Annotated in this window: 10 protein-coding genes; 7 read left to right on the forward strand and 3 right to left on the reverse strand. The window is 64.6% G+C overall.

The window, feature by feature from the left end:
• Positions 1 to 120: 120 nt before the first annotated feature.
• The gene (fbp, locus tag HSW_RS08980) at positions 121 to 1,140 is read left to right on the forward strand and encodes a class 1 fructose-bisphosphatase (RefSeq protein ID WP_044001657.1); all 1,020 of its coding nucleotides are present in this window, start codon (positions 121 to 123) and stop codon (positions 1,138 to 1,140) included.
• A 123-nt stretch (positions 1,141 to 1,263) separates the two neighbouring features.
• Positions 1,264 to 2,805: an aldehyde dehydrogenase family protein gene (locus HSW_RS08985; protein WP_044001658.1), complete on the forward strand. Its 1,542-nt coding sequence runs from the start codon at positions 1,264 to 1,266 to the stop codon at positions 2,803 to 2,805.
• A 114-nt stretch (positions 2,806 to 2,919) separates the two neighbouring features.
• Here the strand turns inward: HSW_RS08985 and HSW_RS08990 are convergent, their stop codons facing one another.
• From HSW_RS08990 to HSW_RS22690, 3 genes are all read right to left on the reverse strand, one after another.
• Entirely contained in the window at positions 2,920 to 4,785 is a 1,866-nt protein-coding gene (locus tag HSW_RS08990; protein WP_044001659.1) for a prolipoprotein diacylglyceryl transferase family protein, read from the reverse strand.
• Between the two features lie 429 nt (positions 4,786 to 5,214).
• A complete protein-coding gene (locus tag HSW_RS08995) occupies positions 5,215 to 6,729 on the reverse strand; it encodes an SDR family oxidoreductase (RefSeq protein WP_052346275.1) in 1,515 nt (504 codons plus the stop codon).
• Positions 6,730 to 6,931: 202 nt separating this feature from the next.
• Positions 6,932 to 7,531, reverse strand: coding sequence for a sce7726 family protein (locus HSW_RS22690; protein WP_052346276.1), 600 nt, complete (start codon positions 7,529 to 7,531; stop codon positions 6,932 to 6,934).
• Positions 7,532 to 7,874: 343 nt separating this feature from the next.
• Here HSW_RS22690 and HSW_RS09010 point away from each other — a divergent pair, with 343 nt between their 5' ends.
• From HSW_RS09010 to HSW_RS22700, 5 genes are all read left to right on the forward strand, one after another.
• Positions 7,875 to 9,527 carry an ArnT family glycosyltransferase gene (locus tag HSW_RS09010; RefSeq protein WP_044001661.1) on the forward strand — a complete coding sequence of 551 codons (1,653 nt, stop codon included), beginning with the start codon at positions 7,875 to 7,877 and terminating at the stop codon, positions 9,525 to 9,527.
• A gap of 131 nt (positions 9,528 to 9,658) precedes the next feature.
• On the forward strand, positions 9,659 to 11,467 hold the full coding sequence (locus HSW_RS09015; protein ID WP_197031978.1) for a 7TM-DISM domain-containing protein: 1,809 nt from the start codon (positions 9,659 to 9,661) through the stop codon (positions 11,465 to 11,467).
• A 717-nt stretch (positions 11,468 to 12,184) separates the two neighbouring features.
• Entirely contained in the window at positions 12,185 to 13,936 is a 1,752-nt protein-coding gene (locus HSW_RS22695; protein ID WP_052346277.1) for a tail fiber domain-containing protein, read from the forward strand.
• 227 nt (positions 13,937 to 14,163) lie between these two features.
• Positions 14,164 to 15,828 (forward strand): tail fiber domain-containing protein, encoded by a 1,665-nt coding sequence (locus HSW_RS09025; RefSeq protein WP_044001663.1) that lies wholly within the window; start codon positions 14,164 to 14,166, stop codon positions 15,826 to 15,828.
• A 45-nt stretch (positions 15,829 to 15,873) separates the two neighbouring features.
• On the forward strand, positions 15,874 to 17,316 hold the full coding sequence (locus HSW_RS22700) for a T9SS type A sorting domain-containing protein (protein WP_155832890.1): 1,443 nt from the start codon (positions 15,874 to 15,876) through the stop codon (positions 17,314 to 17,316).
• Positions 17,317 to 17,418: the final 102 nt, after the last annotated feature.

Below are 17,418 nucleotides of genomic sequence, written 5' to 3' on the forward strand. Positions count from 1 at the left end.
TCGGGCCGGTTGCCGCTAGCTGATGTTGCCACGGCCTCGTGCCGATGGCCCGAACGACGACCGGCCCGACGGCTTGCAGCCGCCGGACCGGGGCCGCCTTTTTTGCATTCCCTATTCTGCATGAATCTTACAACCGAAAACACCATTGCCCAGCCGGTAGGTACCACGCTGGAGCGCTACATCATGCGCAAGCAGGCCGAGTTTCAGTTTGCTACCGGCGAGCTGAGCCAGTTGCTGCGCGACATTGCATTGGCCGGGAAAATCGTGAACCGGGAGGTGAACCGTGCCGGCCTCACCAGCATCATCGGGAGCATGGGCCAGCAGAATGTGCAGGGCGAAGCCCAGCAGCGCCTCGATGTGGAAGCCAACATCCGCTTCATCCGGGCCCTGACCAACGGGGGCGAGGCCTGCGCCGTGCTCAGTGAGGAGGAGGACGACATCATCCATACCGGCAACTGCCAGGGCAAGTACGTGGTGGCCATCGACCCGCTCGACGGCTCCAGCAATATCGACGTCAACATCAGCATCGGCACCATTTTCAGCATCTACCGCCGCGTGTCGGCGGTGGGGCAGCCGGCCGGGCCCGAGGACTTTTTGCAGGGCGGGCGCACCCAGGTGGCGGCGGGCTACATCCTGTACGGCTCCAGCACCATGCTCGTGTACACCACCGGGCATGGCGTGGCGGGCTTCACCTACGAAAACTCCTTGGGCGAATTCTTCCTCTCGCACCCCGATATCCGGATTCCGGCCACCGGCACCGTGTTCAGCTGCAACGAGGGCTACTGGTTCGATTACCCCGAGTACGTGCGCTCCTATCTGACGGAGTGCAAGCGCCAGGGCCAGAGTGGGCGGTATGTGGGCTCGTTGGTGGCCGACTACCACCGCAACCTGCTCACGGGCGGCATCTACCTGTACCCGCCCACCCGTAAGAACCCCGAGGGTAAGCTACGCCTGCTCTATGAGGGCTTCCCGCTGGCCTACCTGATTGAGCAGGCCGGCGGCCGGGCCGAAACCGGCACCGGGCCGGTGCTCGACGTGGAGCCCACCGACTTTCACCAGCGCAGTCCATTATTTGTGGGTTCTCCCGAGCTGGTAGCCAGACTGTTGGCCGGCGCGGCCGAAGCGGAGGTAAACCCGTAGAAACTCCAGATAGTTTATGCTTGTGGTTTAGGCGATTTGCTCGAACCGTGTACCTTGACGCGCAACGTGCCGGCCGGACCTCCCGCCGCCGGGGCGCACTGCAACCCTACACCTTTCCCCCTCATGGCAAAACTGATTTCTCCGCAGGTTGAGTTTAACTTCCTGCTGCAACAGACCAAAAGTGTAACCCCCGAAATCTTCGCCCCCGACGGCCACGGGTTCCTCAACCTGATGGAAGGCCGCTGGCAGGAGCCCGGCAAACCCCGCGAGTTCATCTCGCCCATTGATGGCACCCAGCTCGGCTGGTTGCCCATGCTCGACCACGCCACCGCCCTGCGTGCCGTGACGGCCGCCAAAAAAGAAGCCGCCGACTGGGCCCGCGTGGACCTGGACGAGCGCAAGCGCCGCGTGCAGGACTGCCTCAACCAGCTCCGCGACAACGTGGACCTAGTAGGCAAGCTGCTGATGTGGGAAATCGGCAAAACCTACAAGCTGGGCTTCACCGATATCGACCGCGCCATTGAGGGCGTGCAGTGGTACGTGGACAACATCGAAAGCATGCTGGGCACGCGCAAGCCGCTGGGTTTGGTGAGCAACATCGCCTCCTGGAACTACCCGATGTCGGTGCTGCTGCACGCGGTGCTGGTGCAGGCGCTGTGCGGCAACGCTGTCATTGCCAAAACGCCCACCGACGGCGGCTTTATTTCCCTGAGCCTGACCTTCGCCATTGCCCGCCGCTGCGGTTTGCCCGTCACGCTGGTGAGCGGCTCGGGCGGGGAGCTGAGCGACGTGCTGGTGAAAAACGACGCCGTGGACTGCCTCTCGTTCGTGGGTGGCCGCTACAACGGCCGTAACATTGCTGATGCCCTCAGCTCGGAGCACAAGCGCTACATGCTGGAAATGGAAGGCGTGAACACCTACGGCATCTGGAACTTCTCGGACTGGGACGGCCTTTCCGACCAGCTCAAGAAGGGCTACGACTACGGCAAGCAGCGCTGCACGGCCTACGTGCGCTTCGTGGTGGAGCGCCGCCTGTTCCCGCAGTTCGTGGAAACTTACTGGAACACCATCAAAGGCCTGAAAGTAGGCAACCCCACGCTGGTCGATTCGGCCGACGACAAGCTGCCCGATCTGGCCTTCGGTCCCGTCATCAACCGGGCCCAGGCCGAGGACCTGGACCGCCTCTACGCCGACGCGCTGAAAACCGGGGCCACGCCCATCTACGAAGGCAAGCTCGATGACAGCCTGTTCCTGCCCGGCCAAGACAGGAGCGCCTACCGTGCCCCGCGCGCCCTCGTGAACCTGCCGCGCCAGAGCGAGCTGTACTTCAAGGAGCCTTTCGGCCCCATCGACAGCATTGTGCTGGTTGACCGCGTGGAGGAGCTGGTGGGCGAAATGAACATCAGCAACGGGGCCCTGGTGGGCGCGTTGGCTTCCGACGACGAGAAATGGGCCGCCCGCACGGCCAAGGAAGTGCGCGCCTTCAAAATGGGCATCAACAAGCTCCGCAGCCGCGGCGACCGGGAAGAAGTATTCGGCGGCCTCGGTGAGAGCTGGAAAGGAGCTTTCGTGGGCGGCGCGCTGCTGGTAGAAGCCGTAACGGAAGGCGAAAAGCCAATTCTGGGCAATTTCAACGAATCCACGCTGCTGCCGGAGAAAATCTAGGCGTAGCGTTCCGCACGTAAAGGCGACAAACACGAAGTGAGACTTTCGTTCCTGAGGCATGATGCCGGAACGAAAGTCTCACTTCGCGTTTATAGCCTGCTTACCGTCGGCTTATCAGCGGCGGGTGGAGTTTTTCGGCAACCGGTAGCCGAACCGCAAACCGATCTGCTGCTGGTTGGGATTGCCCAGCGTAACAAAACTGCTGGCCTGCCACTGCGGCGTGAGGTTGCCCCGTGCTTCCAGAAACCCTGACCACCGGCTCTGGCCTTCGGCAATATCGTAGTCCCTGGCCCGGGCTGCGCCGCCTACCACCTGCCAGCGCGTACCGCCGAAGCCGGTGCCCAGTCCCAGCCGGTGTTGGGGGTTGGCCGATCCGTAGCCCAGAAAGTTGTAGTCGGCAATGGCAAACAACTGGGGCCGGGGCCCTACCCGCAACGACGCCTGGCCATCCAGCATGCTTGGCTCGTCGCCATAGTAAATCCGGTGAAACCCTAAGTTGCCAGCCATCACGCCCACGCCCACGCCCAACCATTTGCGGTCCAGCTGCGCATAGGGGTTAAAGGAGATGAGTAAGTTGTCCGGCCGGTAGTCAAGTTGATAGATAAGGCTGTCGGAAGTTGGCTGCTGATGATCGACGCCGGCATGCAGCCGAATGCCCCAGGTGACCTCGGCCTTGTGGACGCGGCCATTTACGTCGGTGCCCGGGAGACGGGTGTGGGTGTAGTCGAGTGTGCCGGTGGTGTAGCGGTGGCGGTACTCCTGCAACTGCGAGGCTCCCCCGCAGCCCCCGCCGGTATTTTGCTGCCGCTGAAACGAGCCCGTGCTAAACCCGGCGCTGATGGTGCTGTACGACTCGGCCGCGCCCACTGAATCAACCGGTACCTGGCTGGTTAACACCACTACGCCCGCAACCAGGCAAAATGGCAGGGCCACCCGGGCCGGCTGAAACTGCCGGGCGGAGCCCCGAAGCGCGGTCCCGGCTTCTAGCACCAGTACGGTAAACAGCAGGGCTTTCATCACCAAGATTTCGGGAAGGCTGAGGGCCGAGCTGCCCAACCAGCCCGTAACCAGCAGCAGGCCGGCCACGGCCAGCAGGTTTAGGGCCGGCCGGGCTGTCGGGAGCTTCTCGTAGTGCGGATACACGGTAGCCGACTTACGGCGCAGCTGCCACGCCCACAGGCCCAACAGCACGGGCACCAGTACCAGTAGTGCCCATTGCAACTCGTTCATTGTCAGGCCGCCGTGCTTATGCAACGTTGCGCCTACCGGCTCACCGGCTGCGTCCCGCCAGAACTCAATCAGCCAGCGGCCAGCCAGCAGCAGGCCCAGGTGCAGCAGGTTGCGGCTGCCGCCCGGCCAGGGCTTATGCCGCGTGCATATCAGCAGCGCCCCCACACCCGCGCACAGCAATAAGGTGTAGAGCTGCGTCGGATGCACCGGTAGAGAATGGGCCGCGCCTGCCGGAATGGCACCTTGCACAACCTGGGCCACGTAGGGCCAAGTGCCGGGCGCGTACGTGAGGCCCCAGCCCCCGGCCGTGGCCTCCCCGAAACAGCAGCCGGTAAGCACGCAGCCCACGCACTGAATGGTCAGGGCCACGCACATGGGCAGGGCAAAGGCGTCGAACATATGCCAGCTGAACCCGAGCGGGCGGCGCAGCAATAGCAGCAGTAGCGTGCCGCTCACGGCGCCGCCCAGCACCGAGCGGGCTCCGGACACGGGCCAGTGGCCGGTCGTCAGCAGCAACTGCCACTCAGGGCCCGAAAAAGCCAGCAGCTTGGTGCCCAGAATGAAGGCGAGGGAGGAGCAGGCCAGCACCACCAGCCAGGAGCGCATGGGGTAGCCGCGCCGCCAGCCTTCCCGCAGTAGCAGTAGCAGGTTCAGGCCAAACGCCAGCACGTAGAAAGAGGTATAATAGTCGTAGCCTGCATCGGCCGGCACGGCCCACGAAAGCGGCACGGTAAGTAACGGGTAGCTCATACGCACGAGAGTAAAAAACCAGTTCCTGCCGGGCCGAGGGCACTAAAAAGGCCGCCTCTGCTTCCTCAAAACAAGGGGACAGAAGGCGGCCGAATGCGCCAATAAAAAACCAGTCAGCTAATGGAGGGCGGTGTGACCCGACACGGAGGAATAGGAGGATGAATAACTGCTGGAAAAGTAGCTTGCTCCCGCGACCTGCCCTTAACCAGTTTATCTGACTATCAGACTTTGTGCACAAGAATAAACAGTATAAATTATCTGAAATTCAATAGGTTGTATTGTAGTATAAGGGATTTTGTGGTTTTGTATTATGGCACTGAATGTTTGCCTTAACCACCAGCGGAAGTATGTTTTATAAGCAAAACGTTATTGCCGCGAGTAAGAACGTTCTGCAGTATGCCGAACCCGGAAGCGTGGGGTGCCGGACGGCTACTTTGGGGCCACCGCTTGTTTGGTGGGGAGCGGGGAGCTAGCAGAAGCCGGCAGCGGCACGGTTTCGCCGTACTGCACGATGTTCTCAATCATGCCCTTGAAAATGATGAAGTGGAAGGGCACCAGCGAGTACCAGTACAGGCGGCCCAACAGGCCGTGGGGCCGGAAAGCGGCCAGTTGTTCCAGCGTATGAGAGCCGTCGTCGTGGGGCAGAATGCGGAACTGCAGCCAGGCCTCGCCCGGGAGCTTCATTTCGGCGTAGAGCAGCAGGCGGCGGCCGGCGCGGTCGGCTACCAGTACGCGCCAGAAGTCGAGCGGGTCGCCGGCGCGCAGGTCGGTGGGGGAGCGGCGGCCCCGGCGCAGGCCCACGCCACCCACCAGCTTATCGAGCAGCCCCCGGATGCGCCACAGCCAATCGACCTTGTACCAGCCCCGCTCGCCCCCGATACTCCACACATTCTGGAGTACTTCGCGGGGCGGGCGGGTGAAACGCAGCGTCTGGCGGTCAGTGAGTAAGCCGTGCTGCGGAATCTGGATGTGGTCCATATAGTTGCGGGGCATCACGCCGCTGCTCAGGGCGTCGCTCCAACTGCTGACCACCTCGTTCTGCTCGATGCGCTGGAAGGCCAGTTCCACGGCGGCACGGTAGGGCATGCAGATATGCGGTACGGCCTCGCCAATGCTGCGGCGTGGGTCGGCCACGGTATCGTTGCGCAGGCTTTCCACCAAGCTCTGGGCCAGGGAGAAGGTAGTGCTGGTAACCAGATACAGCCACCACGACGACAGTCGGGGCGTGAGCACCGGCACTGTCACGATGTAGCGCTTGAGCCCGCGTGCGGCCGCTAGCTCCAGCAGCATTTCGCGGTAGGTCAGCACATCGGGCCCGCCAATATCAAACGACTGGCCCAGGCAGGCCGGGTTATTGAGCACCGTGGTGAGGTAGTGCATCACGTCCCGAATGCCAATGGGCTGGCAGCGCGAGTTCAGCCAGCGCGGCGTCACCATCACGGGCAGCTTCTCCACCAAATCCCGGATAATCTCAAAGGAAGCTGACCCCGACCCGATGATAATACTGGCCCGCAGCACCGTCAGCTGGGCTTTCGAGGTTTTGCGCAATACTTTCTCTACGGCCTTGCGGGAGCGGAGGTGCACGCTCAGGGCTCGGTCGTTGGCAATGCCGGAAAGATAGATGACTTGCCGGCAGCGGGTACGGTTGAGGTAATGCGCAAAGTGCTGCGCCGACTCCTGCTCCAGCCGGAAAAAGTCCTTATCGTGGCCGCTCATGGAATGCACCAGGTAGTAGGCCACGTCAACATCCAGGGGGAGGTCGGTCAGGGAGTCGGGCTTGAGCAGGTCACCTTCCGCTACCACAATACGGTTGCGTAAGCCGGCCGGGAGCTCGAAGCGGCGGGCGTCGCGCACGAGGCAGGTAACGTGGTGGCCGGCCTCCACCAGCAGCGGTAGCAGGCGCTGGCCAATGTAGCCCGTGGCTCCGGTGAGCAGAATGTTCATGGCAGCAGCGTTAGAAGGATTGCTTCTTATCTAACTGCTTTGCGGAAGGGAAGTTGCCGGGCGGTGTTTGGGCAGCGTGAATGATTAGTGCAAACGGGTAACACCGACAAAGCCATCATGCTTCGACTATGCCTCCGGGACTATGCCTCCGGGACTATGCCTCCGGCTTCGCTCAGCATGACGGGCTAGCTGCGCTACTGGTCTACCGTCTCGGGCGTTTGCGGCGGATGCGGGCCAGCCGCTCCCGCTCCGCCTTGCGCTCCGCCCGCATGAGCAGGCGCTCCTCTAGGCGACCCATGAGCTGGCGGCGCACAAAATGGGCCAGGTCGGAGAGAGGCACAAGCTTGGTGGTGCGCAGAAAGCTGAGGATGTCGCGACGGCGCAGGGTGCTCACGCCGGGCAGGCCCCGGGCCAGCAGGTACTGCTTGATTTCCGTCACCCGCAGCAGGCCGGCCACGGCGGGCCGCTCCACGGTAGCATTGTAACGGGCCGGACGGTGCAGCGTCAGGCCGGCCTCGGAGGCCACCAGCACGCCCACCCACTCAGGCAACTGGGGCAGGAGTTTGGGGAGGTGCTTCTCCGTAATGACGAAGGTGACAAAGTCATACGCCTGGCTGTAGCAGGGCAGCTGCCGGGCCACCCGCTGCAGCGTGTCCTGGTCGCCCTTCAGCTCATAGCCGTGCATGAACTGCTCCGTGATGTGCACCACATCGGCGCGGGTGGTGCCAGTGGGCAGCTCGTCCACGTACACGCCGCCCAGCAGCAGCGGATAGAGCAGGACGCGGATGTCGGGGTCGTTCATGAAAATGGGTTACCGCAGCGGCAGCAGCAAAGTTCGCCAGAACCGGGCAACAACGCTACCCATTCAGTACATTCAGGAATGAACAACAGGATTGGTCGTTATCAGCTGGCGCCTATTTTCTATGCAGGCCTCGTGTGGGTGTGTATTGGGTTATTTGGCAAGCACCAAACTGCCTTTCTCATCCTCGGGCTGTTGTTTATGGTCATGGGCCTGAAGCGGGTAGAAGCGGCCGCACCGGAGCCAGAGCCGTCCGATGGCCCTGAGAGTAAACCGGAAAGCGACTAGCGGGGCTTTGTGGCTACCTTCGCGGCAGATTTTTTCTTTGCCGCTGATTTCTGCCCCTATGCCGTTTCCCATGACCTCCCGCCGCTGGCTCTGGATTTTTGTACTGGTACTAGGGGCCGCGTTTCTGGTGCAGCTGGGCAGCTGGGGGCCGCTGGAAAGCAGCGAGGCCCGCTACGCCGAAATCGGACGGGAAATGCTGACGGGTCAGGACTGGCTGCACCCGCAGCTGCTGGGCATCTACCATTTTCACAAGCCCCCGCTCACCTACTGGCTCACGGCCGCCGGCCTGGGTTTGTTTGGCGAGAATACGCTGGGCGTGCGCCTGCTGCCGGTGCTGGCCGTGCTGCTGCAGGTGGTGCTGGTGTATGGGCTGGGGCTGCTGTTGTTCCGCCAGGACCGGGCCCGGGCGCTAGCGGCCGCCGTCATTTACGGCACGCTGCCGGTGGTGCTCATTTCGGCCCTCAACGTCACCACCGACGCCTATTTGGCCACGCTGGAGCTGGCGGCGGCCTACGGCATTCTGCGCTATTACCACCAGGGCGGGACACGCTGGCTGTACCTGTTCTGGGTGGGACTGGGGTTGGCCTTTCTCACCAAAGGCCCTGTGGGCTTCATCCTGCCGCTGATGGTGGTGATTGGGCACTACTTCCGGCAGGGGCAGGCCAAGCGGCCGTTCACGGTGCACCACGCGCTGGGCTTCGGGCTGTTTGTGGTGGTAGGGCTGAGCTGGTATCTGTACCTGATGGCGGAAAATCCGGCTTTCGTGCGCTATTTTCTGGTGGAGCACACTGTGGAGCGGTTTGCCAACGCGGCCACTTTTAATCGGGCCAAGCCGTGGTGGTTTTACCTAGTGCTGGCCCCGGCTACCAGCCTGCCCTGGGCGGTGGCGCTGGTGGTGCGGGCCGTGCGCACGCCCTGGAACTCGGTACCGCGCGAGTGGCGCAACGTGCTTATCTTTTGGGTACTGCTGCCGCTGCTGTTCTTCTCCTTGTCCAAATCCAAACTGCTGCTCTACGTGCTGCCCATCTTCCCCGGCGTGGTGCTGCTGACGGTGTACTACCTGGGCCGCTGTACAGAGGCTATGCTGTTGCGCTGGTACGTGGGCATCGTGGCGTTTTTCGGGCTGTTGCTGGGGAGCCTATGCCTGTTGCCCATTCTGAGCACGGTGCTGCCGCTGGGCTTGGAGGTGAAGCCGCTTACGGCTGCGTGGCCGGCGGCGGGCGTGGTGGCGCTGGTGCTCACCCTCACCCTCTGGAACCAGGTGCGCATTGCGCCCCGCCTGCTGGTAGCTACCACGCTGTTCACGGTGTTTCTGCTGCTCGCGGCCAAGCCCATCATGCAGCAGAATGAGCTGAATTTCAACGGGAGCCGCCCACTGGCCGGGTTCATCCGGGAGCAGCAGCTCACGGGTCGGCCGCTGCTTGTGTATAACGAGCTGTTGCCGTCCCTGGCCTTCGAGTTGGGGCAGATTCCGGTGTCCTTGTTCGATGGCAATGCCAGCCTCCAGCGCGAAACCCAGTTCCAGACCAATGACGCCTGGCGGCGGCAGTTGCTCAACCTCCAGGACCCTCAGCAAGAACCAGCCTTGGGCGCGCTGCTGCTCCAGCGGCCCGTACTGCTCACCAAAGGCGAACTGCTCCCTGAGCGCCGATGGATGTTGCGCTATTTCACCCACGCCCAGCAGCTAGGCAAGTGGACAGTGCGCTGGTAGGCTCCGCGCCTGGAAAGCAAACCCGGTAGATAAACGGGATATTTGCGGGGCATGCATACCGCTACCTTGCTGCGGCCAGACCACCCACACCTATGCGCCTGCTTCTCGTTCTTGCCGCTCTACTTTCTCTGTTGACTTTGCCGGTCCATGGCGCAGCGCAACCAATAGCAGCTGAAGTAGTAGCCGTGGACGTGTTGCCCGACCGCAACTACTCCTGGCCGCAGATCCGCACTGACACTGCCCTGACGTTCCGGCCCGCCGACTCGCTACGGACGGCGCAGGCCCGCCGCTTCTGGCTGCGGCTGACGATGCGCAACCCCAGCCGCTACACCGCCGCCACCCGGCTCACGGTACTCCCCAACCTTGCCAACACCCTCTTCTACTTCGACGAGGACGCCCGCGCCTGGCAGGTCCGGCCCATGAGCGTGACCCTGGTGAACTGGTGGCCGCTGCGGCTGCGTGGGGGCGCTACCACTACCTGCTACGTGCGGTTAGATCTGCCGGCGGGGGCCGCGCTGCCCCGTACCATCGGGCTGCGGGTGCTCCTGGAACCGGCCGAAGCAGTGCAGGCCACCGACCGGCTGCACAGCGCGGTCTGGGCTGCGTCGTTGGCGGTGCTGCTGTTGCTGTTGCTGGCTAGTCTGCACGCGTATGGCCGCTGGCGCGACCGGGCCACTTGGTACTACCTGTGGGCGCAGGTGGGAGCAGCACTGTACATCACGGCCCTTCAGGGCTGGCTCCGGGAGCTGTTGCCGGCCCCCTTGTTCAGTATGCTGGTGCGACCCAACGGCGTCGGCTACGCCTACACCCTGAACAACGTGGCCATGCACCTGAGCGTGGTGCTGCTGCTGGTGGGCATCGGGCAGATGACCCGCGCCTATTTCAGCACGCCCCGGCGGCTGCCCCGCCTGGATGCGGCTTTGCGCTACGCGCTGGGGGGTTACTGCGCGTTTACGGTGGTGGTCGTGCTGGTTAACTGCGGCGGCTTTTACCTGGAGTATTACAGCCTGCCGTTCCACAACCTGCTGGCGCTGGGGGTAGTGGGGCTGCTGCTGGCCATTGCCCTGGTAGCCACCCGCCGCCGCCTGCCCTCGGCCCGGATTTACCTGCTGGCCAACGCGCTGCCGCTGCTGGTCATCCTGCTGGTGGCGGTGTATAACGTGGTGTTCAGCTTCGACTCCGATACCGATAACCTGCTGCTGCTGCCCAACCTGGCGGTGGTGGCCCACGCACTGTGCTTTGCCGCCGCCCTCAGCATCCGGCTGCAACAGTTGCAGCGCACCTTGCTGATTACCGAGCGGGAGGCCCAGTCGCTGGCCCTGGATATTCAGCAGAAGGAACTGCGAAACCGGGAAATCGTGCTCAAGAACAGCCACATCCAGACGGCCCTGCTGGAGATGCGGCGGCGGCAGCAGGCCCGCGACGAGCAGGCCCACCAACTGCACGCCGACCACCAGCAGCAGCAGGCCACCAACCAGGAGCTGCAGGAGCAGCTGGAAGCCAACCAGCGCGAGCTGGCCTCTACCTCCCTCTATGTGCAGCAGAAAAATGCCTTGCTGGCCGAACTGAAGCAGCAGATCCGGGAGCTGAATGCCCAGAGCCCCGCCACGCAAAGCGAGCTGTCGGGTATTAAATCCATTCTGCAGACCAACCTGTACCTGGATGAGGACTGGGGCCGGTTCAAGCTCCACTTCGAGCAGGTGCATCCGCGCTTCTTCGAGGACTTGCAGGTCCGCTACCCGGCCCTCACCAAGCACGAGCAGCGGCTGTATTGTTATTTCCACATCAACCTTTCCACCAAGGAAATTGCCGCCCTGCTCAACATCGACCCGGCCAGTGTGCGGCGGGCCAAAACCCGGCTCTACAAAAAAATGGCCGCCGCCAACCACGGCCAAGAGCCCTTGGCAACGGAAGCCCCGGAGCCGCCCGCCGGGGAATAGCCCTCAGTCTGGCCTCTGACCGGACGGAACGAGGAAAAACCCGCCGGGAAAACCGGGTGCGGCCGGGGATGTCTACACTTTGTCTACACCCCGGGTTAGGTAAACTACGTGGCCCCGGTGGACTTTTGTGCCGTGGGAATGAACCGGGCTTGCCAGGGCCGTTGCCGCCGCCAGCTGCCCCGCGCGGCCGGCGCTACTGGCACCCCGTAGTCTGAGGTCGGCCCTCGGCTGCGGGGTGGCTACCGGGGTGCCGCCGCCCCGGCCGTTGCTCATTCCTCCTTCGCAGTCAGTATGCGTTACCTGCTTCCTATGGCCCAACCGGCGGCCCGGCTTGTTCCCCGGCTTCCCAAAAGAAGTGTTACTCAGTTTGATGTGCCGCCCCTGGCCTGCTGCTACTCCCCATGCTGCCCCTGCAGGCCCGTCGCGCGGCAGTAAGTACTAGTTCATAAGTAGCCGTATGAACTTCATGCTTCCTCCGGCGTCCGCTTATCGAAGCATGACCGTTTTGGCGTTTTCAGATGCCGCCTGGCATGCTCCGGCGCGGGCCGGGTGCCGGGAAGGGATGGGGTGAAAGTCAGCTAGTTCTGAAAGCTGTCTACACTTTGTCTACGCGCCCTGTTAGGCGGCCGGGCCGGGCGGGGGGTACTTTTGTGGGGGTACTGCTCCGGCCGGTGCCCCGTGTGCCCCGCTCTTTTCTGCTCCTTCCTGTTGCCGCCTATGCTCCACCGCTACCTCCTGGCCGCCGCGCTTTTGCTGGCCGCCGCCCCCTTCACCGCCCTTGCCCAGACCACCGGCTCCGTCGGCATCGGCACCACCGCCCCGGATGCCTCGGCGGCCTTGGATATTGTAAGTAGCAGCAAGGGGCTGCTGCTGCCCCGGGTGGCCGCTGCCACCAGCATTACCAGTCCCGCCCCCGGCCTGCTGGTGTACCAGACCGGCGCACCGGCCGGCTTCTACTACAACGCCGGCGCCGCCGCCACCCCTAGCTGGCAGCAGCTGGCTACTACCGGCAGCATCACCGGCGGGGATAACCTCGGCGACCACACCGCCAGCCAGAACCTGAACCTGGCCGGCCAGAAGCTGGTAGGCGGCACTACCGCCCGCGCCGTGCGCGGGGGCCTGGGCCTCGACGGCAACGGCCTGCTGACGGTGGGGGCCGCCCGCCCCGGTACCGACTCCATTACCACCTTTGGCGCGCGTCTGCTCAGCTTCGACCAGGATTTTGTGCTTACGTCGAAAGGCTTTTTCGTGCCCGGCCTAACCAAAACTCTTCCCGTGACGGGGGTGGGCGACCGGGTGATGTGGCTCGCCTATTACAGCGCGTTCCGGGCCGGCGGGGTGTCGGGTAACGGCACTATTAACATCGGCAGCCAGCCCACGAGCAATCAGTGGGACAATCCCAACATCGGCCAGTATTCGGCGGCCTTCGGCCTCGACAACCTGGCCCGGGACCGATACAGCGCGGCCTTCGGCAACAACAACGTCATCCGGGCCGGGGAGGGCACCTTCGCTACGGGCTACAGCAACAAAGCCGTGCAGACCTTCCAGGGCGTGATGATGGGCAGCGAAAACCAGATGAAGGGCCGCAACGGCCTGGTGGGCGGCTACCAGAGCAAGACGCAGACCAACCTCACCCAGGAAGCCCCCTCGCTGGCCTTCGGCTACCGCGCCCAGGCCCGCAGCAGCCAGGCGAGTTGCTACGCGCTGGGCTACTACGCCCGCACCGGCGGCTGGGAGGGGTGCTTCACGCTGGCCGACTACTCGCCCTTCCGGACGGATTATGTCAACGACTCGTTGGTAAGCACGACCCGCAACCAGTTCTCGGCCCGCTTTGCCGGGGGCTACCGGCTCTTCACCACCACGGCCACCAACGGCAACAATAACGGCCAGGTGCAGACGCCCATTTGGGCCGAGCTTTCCCCCGGCAGCAACTCCTGGTCGATGATGTCGGACTCCACCCTGAAGGAGCTGCGTCGGCCGGCCGACGGCAACCTGTTTCTGGCCCGCATCAACCGGATGCGCCTAGGCTCCTGGAACTACCGGGGCCAGAGCCCCGACACCATGCGCCACTACGGCCCCATGGCCCAGGATTTCTACCAGGCCTTCGGCCACGACGGCGTGGGCCGCAGCGGCAACAAGACCACCATCAACCAGGCCGACTTTGATGGGGTGAACCTGATTGCCATTCAGGCCCTGTACCGCCGCGTGCTGCTGCTGGAAGCCGAAAACGCCCGGCAGCAGCAGCTACTCCGTCAGCTCCAGGTAACCACTACCGCGCCCGCCCGGTTGCCGGTGACGGAAGTAGAGGAGCTGCGCCGCCAAAACGCCGCGCTGCAAGCCCGGGCCGCCGCCGCCGAAACCACGGCCGCCCGGGCTACGGCCACGCTGGATGCCTTCGAGGCCCGGCTGCGGCGGCTGGAAGCGGCTACCGGCGGCGCGCCCGCACCGGCCGCGCAGGCCCGCAGGTAGCCCCTGCGGGTGGGCCTGCGCCGTCGCAAGGGGATACATTCCTGTTAGACTGCCGATGGGCGGAAGATTGGCAGGAATTTGCCCTTTGGTCGGGGGGGCGGCCTGCCCTTACGCCGGCACCCGGCGCGGCCCGCGCCGGGTGCCATGTTTCTTTTCTCAGTGCGGCCCGTTTGCGCTGGCCGGCTCATTCGCGCCGTGTACCTTCGTTGTTTCCTTTCTTCTTTCCTATGCATCAGACGCTTACCCCAATTGCCCGCCCCACCCACCGCCTGCGTGGGGCGCTGGCCGCCGCCGCCCTGCTACTGCCGGGTGCCTACCAGGCCCAGGCCCAGACTGGCTCGGTGGGCATCGGCACCACCACTCCCGCTGCCTCTGCGGCCTTGGAAGTGCGCAGTACCACCCAGGGGCTGCTGCTGCCCCGCCTCACCCTGGCCCAGCGCAACGCTCTCACGGCCAGTACCACGGCCCCGCCGGTGCCGGGTCTACTCATCTACCTCACCGACAGCACCCCCGGCCTGTATGCCTACGACGGCACCACCTGGGTGCGCCTGGGGGCCGACAACCTGGGCAACCACACCGCTACTCAAACCCTGGACCTGAACGCACAGCGCCTGCTGGGTACCCTCGGCACCTCCCTGGGCGACTCCACGGCCCAGGTAGAGCTGACCGCCAGCGTGGGCACGCAGAGCGCCGCCCTGATGACGCGCAGCAACTTCGGGGCCCGCTACTCGCGCGTTATCCTCTCCGGCTACGGCAAGCTGCCCGAGGGCACCTCCACGGCCAACGACTTCGGCATCTGGGCCACGGCTTACCGGGGCGGCGGCTGGGCCGGCTTCTTTACGGCGGCGGGCTACGGCGCCAATAGAGAGCCTCTGCGCTGGGTGGGCATCTGCCAGAACCCGGGCTACAACGGCACTGGCTCGGCTATCCGCATCGTGGATGGCACGCAGGGGGCGGGCAAGGTGCTGACCTCGGATGGCATCGGCTATGGCCGGTGGCAGGCCATTACGGCGGCCGGGGGCGACTTCAACCTGGGCTCTTACTCCCTGGTGGGCAATGGCGGCACCACGGGCATTGACATTACCAGCGCGGGCCGGGTGGGCATCAATACCGCCACGCCCTACTCGCAGCTGGCCAATACCGCCACCAACATCATCGGCAGCGAAGGTACCGGGGGCAACCCCGGCTCCCTGGCCTGGGCCGCCAACCAGTCGGGCTACGCCGGTATGTTTTACAATGCCAACACGGCCACCAACGCCACCGGCCTAGCCGTCAAGATAGCCGCCACGGGTACCACCGCCGCTTTCGACGTAAGCCAGGGCACCACCCAGGACGCGCCGGGCACCACCCTGTTGCGGGTGCAGGGCAACGGCAACGTGGGCATCGGCGTCGCCACGGCGAACTACAAGCTGGACGTAGCTGGTCAGATACGGGCCAACAACGTAGCCGTCACCTCTGACCAGCGCTTCAAGACCAACATCCAGCCACTTCGTAGCGCCCTGGCCTCGGTGCTGGCCCTGCGCGGGGTACGCTATGAGTGGAACGCGTTGGGCATACGCCACGGCGGCACGACCGGCGCCCGGCAGGTAGGCCTGCTGGCCCAGGAGGTAGAGAAAATCTACCCCGAGCTGGTGAGCACCGATGCCGAAGGCTATAAAGCCGTGAACTACGCCCAGCTGACGCCCGTGCTTATTGAAGCCCTCAAAGAGCAGCAGGCGCAGATTGTGGCCCTGCAAGCCCGCGCCGCCACAGCGGAGGCCGCTGCTGCCCGGGCTACCAGCGCCGCCGGCTCGGCCCAGGCCCAGGCCGCTCAGGCCACGGCTACACTCGAAACCTTCGAGGCCCGGCTGCGGCGGCTGGAGGCCGCCACCAGCGTTCAGGCGCAGCGCTAGCTCGCTCACCTGCCTTACCTCCTTCGGAGCTTACGCTCTTCGCTTATGAAACACGCTTTACCTCTTGCCTTGCTGCTGACGCTGCCCGCAGCTGCCGCCCAGGCCCAAGATCTGACCAATAACGGCGCGACCATCAGCCTCACCAACGGGGCCGTGCTGTGGGTGGGCGGTACGCTGCAAAACGCCAGCGGCACCCTGGACCTGAGCAGCGGCAGCAACCAGCTGTACGTGGGCGGCAGCCTGACCAACGCGGCCGGGGCCACCCTGCAAGCCGGTACCGCCAGCACCGTGACCCTGAACGGCGCGGCCACCCAGCAGCTGGACCTGGCCGGGGCCCGCCTCTACAACCTGACGGTGAGCAACACCGGCGGCGGCGTAACCCTACCCGCCGCCAGCAACGCCGATGTGGCCGGCCGCCTCACGCTCAGCAGCGGGATGGTGGCGGTGAGCCCCGGCTCCGTGCTGCGCCTGGTGGAGGGGGCTACCTTGGCGGGGGAGCAGAGCGGCCGGTACGTGTGGGGCAACCTGGCGGCCGTGCTGGCCTCGGTGCCGGCCGGTAGTGCCACCAGCTTTGCCAACGGCTTCGTGCTCACGCCCGCCGCCGGCCTCAGCAACCTGACCGTCACCCGCCGGGCCGGCCTGGGCGCGGCCCAGGTCAGCTACGGCACCAGCGCCAGCGGGGCGTACAAGGGTATCGACCGGATCTGGGCTACTTCCATGGCCGTGAGCGGCACGGTGCAGCTAAGCTGGCTATCCGACAACGACAACGGCCTGACCGATTTCCGCCAGAGCCAAGCCTGGGCCCGCGCCGCCGCGCCCGTAGCCGGCTCCGACTGGTCGCGCATCAGCCCGAGCCAGGATGCTACCGCCACCCGCACGGTCACGGGCACCATCCCATCGAATACCAGCTTCTCCTTTTTCACGGTTAGCACCGCCGATTCGCCGCTGGGCAGCGCCCCGCTACCCGTAACGCTGACGAACTTCACCGCCGCCGTCCAGGGGCCTGACGTGCTGCTGCGCTGGACCACGGCTTCGGAAGTCAATAACGACCGGTTTGAGGTGGAAGTCAGCCCCGACGGGCGCACCTTCCGGCGCATCGGGCAGGTAGCGGGCCTGGGCAGTAGCAACCAGCCCCACGCGTACCAGCTGCTGGACCCGGCCGTGGCCCGCTACGCCATCAGCCTCGTGTACTACCGCCTCCGCCAGGTTGACCGGGACGGGACGGCCGCCTACTCGGCCGTGCGCACGGTAGCCGTCAGCGCCCAGCCTGGCCTGGCCTTGTTCCCGAACCCTACTACCCAAGCCGCCACCCTCACGGGTGCGCAGCCCGGCACCGTGGTAACCGTATTTGATGCCGTGGGCCGGCAGGTGCTGCGCGCCACGGCCGATGCCGCCGGAACGGCCGCGCTGGTGCTGCCGGCCGGGCGCGCCACCGGGGTGTACGTGGTGCGGGTGGGCGCCACAGCTTTGCGCCTGACGGTGGAGTAACGGGATAGTGGTAGCGCGTGAACGGCCACCCTTCCCGGTAGTAGTAAGGCCGTTTACTGTACTGACTACTCAGTCGGACTACTATGGATAAAAAGAAAAGCC

Origin of the sequence: Hymenobacter swuensis DY53 (assembly GCF_000576555.1) — a bacterium.
Classification (GTDB): Bacteria; Bacteroidota; Bacteroidia; order Cytophagales; family Hymenobacteraceae; genus Hymenobacter; species Hymenobacter swuensis.

Coding starts and splice junctions, on each gene's coding strand:
- fbp (WP_044001657.1), top strand. CDS start 121: ATGAATCTTACAACCGAAAACACCATTGCCCAGCCGGTAGGTACCACG.
- HSW_RS08985 (WP_044001658.1), top strand. CDS start 1,264: ATGGCAAAACTGATTTCTCCGCAGGTTGAGTTTAACTTCCTGCTGCAA.
- HSW_RS08990 (WP_044001659.1), bottom strand. CDS start 4,785: ATGAGCTACCCGTTACTTACCGTGCCGCTTTCGTGGGCCGTGCCGGCC.
- HSW_RS08995 (WP_052346275.1), bottom strand. CDS start 6,729: ATGAACATTCTGCTCACCGGAGCCACGGGCTACATTGGCCAGCGCCTG.
- HSW_RS22690 (WP_052346276.1), bottom strand. CDS start 7,531: ATGAACGACCCCGACATCCGCGTCCTGCTCTATCCGCTGCTGCTGGGC.
- HSW_RS09010 (WP_044001661.1), top strand. CDS start 7,875: ATGCCGTTTCCCATGACCTCCCGCCGCTGGCTCTGGATTTTTGTACTG.
- HSW_RS22695 (WP_052346277.1), top strand. CDS start 12,185: ATGCTCCACCGCTACCTCCTGGCCGCCGCGCTTTTGCTGGCCGCCGCC.
- HSW_RS09025 (WP_044001663.1), top strand. CDS start 14,164: ATGCATCAGACGCTTACCCCAATTGCCCGCCCCACCCACCGCCTGCGT.
- HSW_RS22700 (WP_155832890.1), top strand. CDS start 15,874: ATGAAACACGCTTTACCTCTTGCCTTGCTGCTGACGCTGCCCGCAGCT.